1 protein-coding gene is annotated in these 1,477 nt (G+C 35.2%); it reads left to right on the top strand.

Going from position 1 to position 1,477, the window contains the following annotated elements:
* Window positions 1-1,387, top strand: a 1,387-nt coding sequence (ltrA, locus tag KTQ83_RS11735; protein ID WP_217285053.1) for a group II intron reverse transcriptase/maturase, incomplete at its 5' end; no start/stop codon positions are given.
* Window positions 1,388-1,477: the final 90 nt, after the last annotated feature.

The raw sequence follows: 1,477 nt of genomic DNA, 5'->3' as shown, positions 1-1,477 counted from the left end.
AAAATTCAAATTATTTAGTGTGTATGGAAAAATACTACACAAAGATGTTCTTACAGAAGCTTTTCGTAAAGTGAAGAAGAACAAGGGATGTGCCGGTATTGATAAAGTCAGTATCAAAGTGTTTGAGGAAAATTTAGATGAAAACATAGAGTTGATTTTGAATGAACTTCGAACAAAGACGTACAAGCCTTCTCCAGTAAGACGAAAGTATATACCGAAGAAAAATGGAAAGTTAAGACCTTTAGGAATACCAACTATTAAAGACAGGGTCGTGCAACAAGCACTGGTCACTAAACTTGAGCCCTTCTTTGAAGAAAACGTATTTCACGACAATTCCTGTGGATTCAGACCTAACAGAGATGTTAAGTTAGCCATCAAGAAAATTGTGTCTAGATTAGAAAGTGGATATCTATATATCTATGATTTTGATATAAAAGGTTACTTCGACAATATACCTCACAAGAAACTTATGAAAGTTATCAACAAGTATGTGTCAGATGGAACAGTACTAGGCATGATTTGGAAAACACTTAAAGCAGGGTACATGGAAGATGAAATACGATATGAAAACGCAAGTGGCACACAACAAGGTGGAGTTATTTCTCCACTATTGGCGAACATCTATTTGAATGAACTTGACTGGGAACTAACAAAAGCAAATCTTGAATTCGTGAGGTATGCTGACGATTCGATAGTCATGTGTCAAACAAAGGAAGATTTGGAAAAAGCCAAAGTCATAGTTCATGAAACGTTACAACGTCTAGGCCTTGAATTGGCAGAAGATAAAAGTGATGATATTGATTTTCACGAGAAAGACTTTGATTTCCTAGGTTTTACGTTCAACCATTTAAAAATGTCTAAAAATAGACATGTCTATTACACGTTTGGACCATCCGTAAAATCGTTAAAGAAGTTTAAGAGTGATATTAAATCTGTCACCAAGAAGAGTTGTACATACTCCTTTGAGAAGTGGACAGAGATTTTAAACCCAGTCATAAGAGGTAAGTTTAATTACTTCCTTATTCCTTTTCAAGTTTCACGAGAAATCAGACTGTTACTTAACGAACGCGGGCGAGTTATGCATGGCATACCTGCTCTTGATATAACCAAATTAGATGGTTATGTGCGTCAAAGACTACGAGTAAGTTTCTCATGCCGCGGAAAGAAACATGGTGGACAAGCACAAGGTAAATTATTAACTGTCAAATATGATAACAAGTTTTTCATAAAATGTATGGGTCTAGTTACAGGTGCGTATATGAAGGCTCAAATAGTTTTCCCTGGAATTAACATTGATGATTTTATTTTATTGATGGATTCCAATAAAAAGAAAAGTACCTCTTCTCAGAGTAAAAAGAGGTTCTTTCAGTATGCATACACTAAATAAGTCGAATCACAACATTTAAGTCTTTTCTAAAATGTAACTCACATTGGTAAGCCGTATGCCTTAATAGGGCACGTATGGTTTGATAAGGGG

The sequence above is a fragment of the Holdemanella porci genome, assembly GCF_019052655.1.
Lineage (GTDB): Bacteria > Bacillota_I > Bacilli_A > Erysipelotrichales > Erysipelotrichaceae > Holdemanella > Holdemanella hominis.
This window is presented reverse-complemented; position numbering and strand designations above follow the sequence as displayed.